Source organism: Azotobacter bryophylli (genome assembly GCF_042643485.1).
GTDB lineage: Bacteria > Pseudomonadota > Gammaproteobacteria > Pseudomonadales > Pseudomonadaceae > Azotobacter > Azotobacter bryophylli.
Genome location: NZ_JBHRSJ010000014.1, coordinates 1 through 5912, shown reverse-complemented (window position 1 = coordinate 5912; position 5912 = coordinate 1). Strand labels below are relative to the sequence as shown.

At 56.0% G+C, this 5912-nt stretch carries 7 protein-coding genes; 4 read left to right on the top strand and 3 right to left on the bottom strand.

All coding sequences use genetic code 11. The features are described from left to right. Window positions 1-232 precede the first annotated feature (232 nt). Both ACFOJE_RS08540 and ACFOJE_RS08535 read left to right on the top strand, forming a co-directional pair. Entirely contained in the window at window positions 233-409 is a 177-nt protein-coding gene (locus ACFOJE_RS08540; RefSeq protein WP_377813903.1) for a GMP synthase (glutamine-hydrolyzing), read from the top strand. Between the two features lie 74 nt (window positions 410-483). After that, window positions 484-1938 (top strand): SIR2 family protein, encoded by a 1455-nt coding sequence (locus tag ACFOJE_RS08535; protein ID WP_377813902.1) that lies wholly within the window; start codon window positions 484-486, stop codon window positions 1936-1938. A 19-nt stretch (window positions 1939-1957) separates the two neighbouring features. Here the strand turns inward: ACFOJE_RS08535 and ACFOJE_RS08530 are convergent, their stop codons facing one another. Beyond that, window positions 1958-2263 (bottom strand): CII family transcriptional regulator, encoded by a 306-nt coding sequence (locus tag ACFOJE_RS08530; RefSeq protein WP_377813900.1) that lies wholly within the window; start codon window positions 2261-2263, stop codon window positions 1958-1960. Window positions 2264-2639: 376 nt separating this feature from the next. Between ACFOJE_RS08530 and ACFOJE_RS08525 the strand changes: the two genes are divergently transcribed. Together ACFOJE_RS08525 and ACFOJE_RS08520 are read left to right on the top strand one after the other, a co-directional pair. Then, on the top strand, window positions 2640-3302 hold the full coding sequence (locus ACFOJE_RS08525; RefSeq protein ID WP_377813899.1) for a LexA family protein: 663 nt from the start codon (window positions 2640-2642) through the stop codon (window positions 3300-3302). Between the two features lie 45 nt (window positions 3303-3347). Further along, on the top strand, window positions 3348-3581 hold the full coding sequence (locus ACFOJE_RS08520) for a hypothetical protein (RefSeq protein WP_377813898.1): 234 nt from the start codon (window positions 3348-3350) through the stop codon (window positions 3579-3581). A gap of 64 nt (window positions 3582-3645) precedes the next feature. On the opposite strand, the gene ACFOJE_RS08515 is transcribed toward ACFOJE_RS08520, so the two are convergent. Both ACFOJE_RS08515 and ACFOJE_RS08510 read right to left on the bottom strand, forming a co-directional pair. Next, window positions 3646-4956, bottom strand: a complete 1311-nt coding sequence (locus tag ACFOJE_RS08515) for a methyl-accepting chemotaxis protein (protein WP_377813897.1) — start codon at window positions 4954-4956, stop codon at window positions 3646-3648. Further along, entirely contained in the window at window positions 4953-5330 is a 378-nt protein-coding gene (locus tag ACFOJE_RS08510) for an MCP four helix bundle domain-containing protein (protein WP_377813896.1), read from the bottom strand. Before ACFOJE_RS08510 ends, ACFOJE_RS08515 begins: the two co-directional genes overlap by 4 nt. Window positions 5331-5912 lie beyond the last annotated feature (582 nt).

Sequence of the window (5912 nt, the reverse complement as noted above, 5' to 3'; positions counted from 1 at the left end):
GACTTGGGTCCGGCTCGCTTCCTCGATGAATCGCTTCATACGTCGCCCTCGCTGACGTCGCTTCAGCAACTCTAGGCGAGACCGGCGTTTTCACACAGTCTGGACCCATAGCTGCCTCTCGCCAATCCCCGCACGACCGTCTGCCGTGTCTGAGCCGCGCGCTGGCTGATGGCTCCCTCGCTCCGCGTGGGAGCCTGGCCTGTGACGCTCTGCGTCGCTATGGGATTGAGGTGTGTGTAGGGTTTCAGGAGGACGCGGAGCGTCTAGGGATGTGTTCCCACGCGGAGTGTGGTACCAATCAACACTGCTGGAGAAGCTCTCCATCTGCATCATCAACAAGATCGAAGTCATTTCCCGCGTCACCTATGACCTCTCGAGCAAGCCGCCAGCGACCAGCCTCAGTGAGTAGAATGCTCAAGTCCAAGCAGGCGCACTCGCCAATCCGGCAGTAGAGTTTATAAACAGCATTGATAAATTGAACTCATGAGATTCCATCCCGAAGGTCCCTCCATACCGGATATCCTCCTGGAACGCTGTGATGCTGGTCGCGTCGTGTTTCTGTGCGGCGCCGGGGTTTCGGTGCCATCTGGAATGCCGAACTTTGTCGACCTTACTCGGCACGTCATAGAATTTTTTGATCCGCCAGCCGATTCAGAAATCATGGCTGCGTTTCGGCCATGGCTGGGCGATCAAGACGATCAAGACGATCAAGACGATCAAGACGATCAAGACGATCAATCTGCAGCGAATGTCCCACTCGACCAAATCTTCAACCTCCTCCACCTTGAATACGGCAAGGATGAAGTTAACGCTCTGGTCACAGAGCGGCTGAGTGCTCCCCTAAAAATCAAAGATTTTGGACGTGAGCACGGTTTGATCAAGCGAATTTCTTCGAGCCAGAACGGCGTGCCGCAGATTGTCACGACGAACTTCGACCCATTGTTCGAGGTAGAACCGGAGGGAGAGTATCTGATCCGGCACGTGCCGCCTGCTTTCCCCGACCTGAACTTCGGATCGAAGATGGAGGGAATCACGTATCTACACGGGCGACTGGTGGATGCAGCCTCTGAAAGCCATCCCTATGTGCTGAGCAGCGCGGACTTCGGGCGTGCCTACCTCTCAGAAGGATGGGCCACCAACTTCATCAGGCACCTCCTCGAACGATATACCGTCGTTTTAGTCGGCTATCAGGCGGAAGACCCACCAATCAAATATCTTCTTCAGGGTCTTAACCATGACGGCCAGTATGGCCAGTCTAGACTCTATGCCTTTGACCGCGGGCTTCCTGAGGAGATCGAAGCCAAGTGGCGTGATCGCGGTGTTACAGCCATAGCCTATTCCGATCATCCGGAGTTCTGGAAGAGCATGGAAGCCTGGGCAGATCGGGCCGACGATCCGCGCAGGTGGCGTGCATCCATCATCGCTAAAAGCCAGCAGGCCCCCAAGGATCTGGCCCCTCATGAGCGTGGCCAAGTTGCTCATGTCCTTCGCACAGTACAGGGGGCGAGATTGTTCGCGGAGGCTGATCCGGCACCTCATCCGGAATGGGTATGTATGATGGATGCGAATGGACTCGATGACGATCTGAGGGATATCTCTGAGGATGATCGCAGACAGGGTGTCAGCAACGACAATCTCCTTGTCTGGCACGACGAAGACGATAATCCGCATGACTTTCATCGGTTGGGTGGGCGACAGGTCGAAGGTTTCGAGGCGACCCCGATAAGGCTTGGCCACCTCATCACCTGGGTGAGCAAGTGCATCGATAGCCCGGTGGTGGCCTGGTGGGCCATGCGGCAGAACGGCCTGCATCCGCGACTACTGCAACAGTTCGAGTGGCAAATCGAGCATTCAAGTCCATGCTGCGGCGAATGCCGCAATAGACTTTCAGCAGGTGATGCGGCTCATCGAAGAGTGCATTCCACTCGGCGTCATTGATCAGGAAGCCCGGCACGAATCAGTCCCACCCCAACGGCCCCGGGCGCTTCTTCTCTGCCTGCAGGCCCAGCTCGGCCAGCGTCTTCAACGCCTGGATGTACTGCGGCGGATGGCACTGCACATCGCTCGGAACGATGCGCAGGCCGAGCAGCGCAAGCACCCTGCACCAACGCTCGATCTCACCCTCCTTCCAGCGGCTCACCGTCGACTCACTCACGCCGATTGCATCGGCCACGGTCTTTTGCCCTACCGATAAAAGTTGCTTCAACGTCAGGGCTTCGGAATCCCGTGCCCTTGCATCCTGCTCGGGGCTTAATCCGCTCATGGTTTGTCTCCTGTGGAGGTGGCGCCGCATGGTGCGGCAAGAGGTCAAGCCCTTGGTCAGGCAACTGATTGAGTTGGCTCAGGGAACACCTGGGCAAGGTCACACTTCGCACCAAGAGCGTTCAGCGCCGAAACAATGTCTCGTGCCTCATTGAGGCCTGGGGTTCGTCGCCCGCTCTCGTAATTGGCAAGGCGGGATTGGCGCCCCCCCCAACTTCCGATGGAGCGCCGCCTGAGAGATCCCGGCCTGTTCACGGATTTCACTAATACGGTTCATGGTTGCTCCTATATCTCGCGCAAGATAAACACGATGCGTGATTAGCACAAACACAAAAAGTGGGAGGCAATCATTTCAAAGCGTGATTAGCATTGCTCAAATGAAGACTCTTGGATCGCGCATTGCGCATTACAGAAAAGCGGCGGACCTATCGCAGGCTGAATTGGCTAAAGCATGCGGATGGGGGTCGCAATCCCGTATTGGGAACTATGAAAAAGACATTCGTGAGCCATCTATCGATGACCTACGCACCATAGCTAAAGCATTGAAGATCGGCTTAGGGGAGCTTTTGCCAATCGGCGACCAATCTTCTACTCCCCCCCCTGAGCCCAGCAACGCCCTGCCTATAGCGCAGCCAGAGCGCCTCTATCGCTACCCAGTTGTCAGCGAAGTGCAGGCCGGCACGTGGACTGATGCCGTTCAGCCCTATGAGCCGGGTGCAGAAGATCAATTTGAGCTGACCGATTACCAGGCCCGAGGTCCGGCCTTCTGGCTCAGGGTCAACGGCGACTCGATGACCTCTCTCACGCCGCCCAGCATTCCAGAAGGCTGCTTCGTGCTGGTCGATACCGGCTTAACCGCACAGCCAGGCGATCTGGTGGTGGCCAAGCTGGATACCGAAGAGAAAGCCACTTTCAAGAAGTTGGTTTCCGATGTCGGCCAGCTCTATCTCAAGCCGCTGAACCCTGCTTATCGAGTGATCCCAATCGACGGAAATTGCCGACTGATCGGGGTTGTGAAGGAAGCGAAGATGAAACTATGAGGTGAGAGAGCCCTCTGATGCACGGCTCAGATAGGAGGCACGCACATGATTAACCACAAAAAGATGCGCGAAGAGTTCGAAGCCTGGATGGAACAGCGCTTTGGCGTGAATATCGAAAAAGTGCGGAGCGAATGTGGATCGCTACTTTTCGATGCCTGGCAAGCCTCTCGTGCAATGCTCGTTATTGAGCTGCCAGACGATGACCTGAGCCTAGAGCGAAACAACGGAATCGACGAGTGCCGCGATGCCATTGCGGCTGTCGGCATTCGTACCACCTGAGGTTTGGATACATCGAGGCAGGCGAGCCCGTATTCGCAGCGCAGCTGGCCTGCCTCGAGTGTAGTTAGAACGTCTCCCAATCCGACTGGGCGACAACCGGCGCCGATACAGGCTGCCGATCATGATCCGCAGCCACAAGTCTGGCCTTTGCGGTGACCCGCTTAGCTGGAGCAGCAATCGTCATAGATGAGCGATAGGGTTCGCTGCTGCCGACCTTGAAGACCGCAACTGCAGCACGCAACTCTCCCGTCTGCTGAACCAATGACTGTGATGCTGTCGAAGCTTCTTCGACCAGAACAGCATTCTGATGCGTCACCTGATCCAGCTGGACCACCGCCGTATTGATTTGACAAATGCCGGAACTCTGCTCTTCCGATGCTGCTGCAATCTCTCGCATGAGGTCAGTCACACGCTTCACCGCCTCAACAGCCTCGCCGATCGTGCTACCCGCCTCCTCGACGAGCTTCGAGCCGACACCAACTCGCGATACCGACTCGTGAATCAGGTCATTAATCTCCTTGGCCGCTGCTGCGCTACGCTGGGCAAGGGTGCGGATCTCTCCAGCCACCACGGCAAAACCGCGCCCATGCTCACCCGCACGTGCCGCCTCAACGGCTGCATTGAGCGCCAGGATGTTGGTCTGGAACGCAATACCCTCAATTACGCTGATGATTTCGGTCACTTTGGTCGAGCTGTTCGAGATCCCTTGCATGGTCTCAACGACCCGACCAACCACCTCGCCACCACGCTGCGCGATATCCGAAGCGGAAATGGCCAGCGCAGTCGCCTGCTTCGCATTATCGGTATTGTGGTGAACCGTGCTCGTCAATTCCTCCATGCTCGAAGCCGTTTCCTGCAGCGAGGCAGCTTGCTCCTCCGTGCGCTGGGACAGATCAGTATTGCCATGCGCAATCTGCTCACTTGCAGACGCCACTGCCTCCGCATTCTGGCGAACACTAGACACAACCTTGACCAGGCTCGCCTGCATGTCCTTCAGGGCTCGCAGCAGTTCGGCAGTCTCATTCTCACCACTGGCATCGAACTGCAGACTCAAATCCCCATTGGCCACCGAGCGCGAGATCTCCACGGCCTTGCTTAGCGGACGAGTAACGGAGCGGATGATCCATATAGCCATGAATACAGCGATCACCACTGCGACGATACCAAACAGCCAGATGATGGCTTTCATGCTGGCAATCTCGCCGAACGCCTGATTCGCAGACTCCTCCATCGCATTGTTCTGAAAAGCGATCAGGTCATCCAGCGTCGCTAGGTAAGCCAGTTGGGCTGGGCGCACCTCGCCCAACAACACTCCCTTAGCCTCCTCGATCTTTCCATCGACAATCAGGCCAACGAATTTAGCTTCCAATGTCACGAACTTGCGGCTTTTGTCCGCGGGTTGGCAAGCAATGCCTTCCCTTTTTCAGTTCGAACTCGCGGCTCAAGCACTCCCCACTGCTCGGTGATGCCCTTGTGGGCCAACTCGACCTGCTTGAGTTGCTCCCTGATATCCGCAGGGTCATCCATGAGCAGCGTGTTACGCAGGTAACGAGCAATCTGATTCAATCCGTCCTTGGCATTGTTGAGCGCAGCGATTTTCACATAACGGTCGTGCACCACCGTGTCGAAGGTGGCGTCTACATGATTGGCCTTGAATAGTGAGACACAGCCCATCAGGATGATCAGTAGTGTCAGGATGCCAAACCCGAGCTCGAGTCTGGTTGAGATTTTCATGTCGTTGAGATTCATATAAGTCTCATTGGGAATATCAGGCGATAGCGATCGCCAGCGCCACTGGCTCGCCTGAGCTTCTTTAAGAGGGAGAGATTGTGGAGTTGAGTTCCTGTGTCTTGGATCGATGGACACCAAGACCTGGATATCTTTGTTATGCCCGACTGATCGGCATATATGAGGAATTCTTAAGAGTAGAATGGAATTTTTTGCACTAAAAGCGGGCGCTGCAGTTACCCCGCTCCAACGCAGGGCTTCTCGTTTTCATAACGTCAAAATGACGAATCGTTCACGTCACAGCCCTTAACCTACAGGGGTTGTGCTTTTCCGTTTAGCCCCGCATCCCCCAGCGGGGCTTTTTATTTCTACCTTCCGCCAGTTGCTCCCCTGCGATAGCATCCTGCCTCTATCTGCAAGGAGCGCTCTCCCATGGCACGACGCCGCAATCCTGACTCTCTCCCCCGCATTTTCCTATGCCTGGCCCTAAATTCTGTACGAAAAGTCGGTGCAGGTAGAATCGTCGCCATGATTGGCTGGAGGCCCACATGGCAAGGCGCTACGAACTCCCGGATACGGGCTGGGAGTTGATCAAGGATCTAG

Bases quoted from the DNA above. Each gene is read 5' to 3' on its own strand.
- ACFOJE_RS08525 (WP_377813899.1), top strand. From the start codon at position 2,640: ATGAAGACTCTTGGATCGCGCATTGCGCATTACAGAAAAGCGGCGGAC.
- ACFOJE_RS08530 (WP_377813900.1), bottom strand. From the start codon at position 2,263: ATGAGCGGATTAAGCCCCGAGCAGGATGCAAGGGCACGGGATTCCGAA.
- ACFOJE_RS08535 (WP_377813902.1), top strand. From the start codon at position 484: ATGAGATTCCATCCCGAAGGTCCCTCCATACCGGATATCCTCCTGGAA.
- ACFOJE_RS08520 (WP_377813898.1), top strand. From the start codon at position 3,348: ATGATTAACCACAAAAAGATGCGCGAAGAGTTCGAAGCCTGGATGGAA.
- ACFOJE_RS08510 (WP_377813896.1), bottom strand. From the start codon at position 5,330: ATGAATCTCAACGACATGAAAATCTCAACCAGACTCGAGCTCGGGTTT.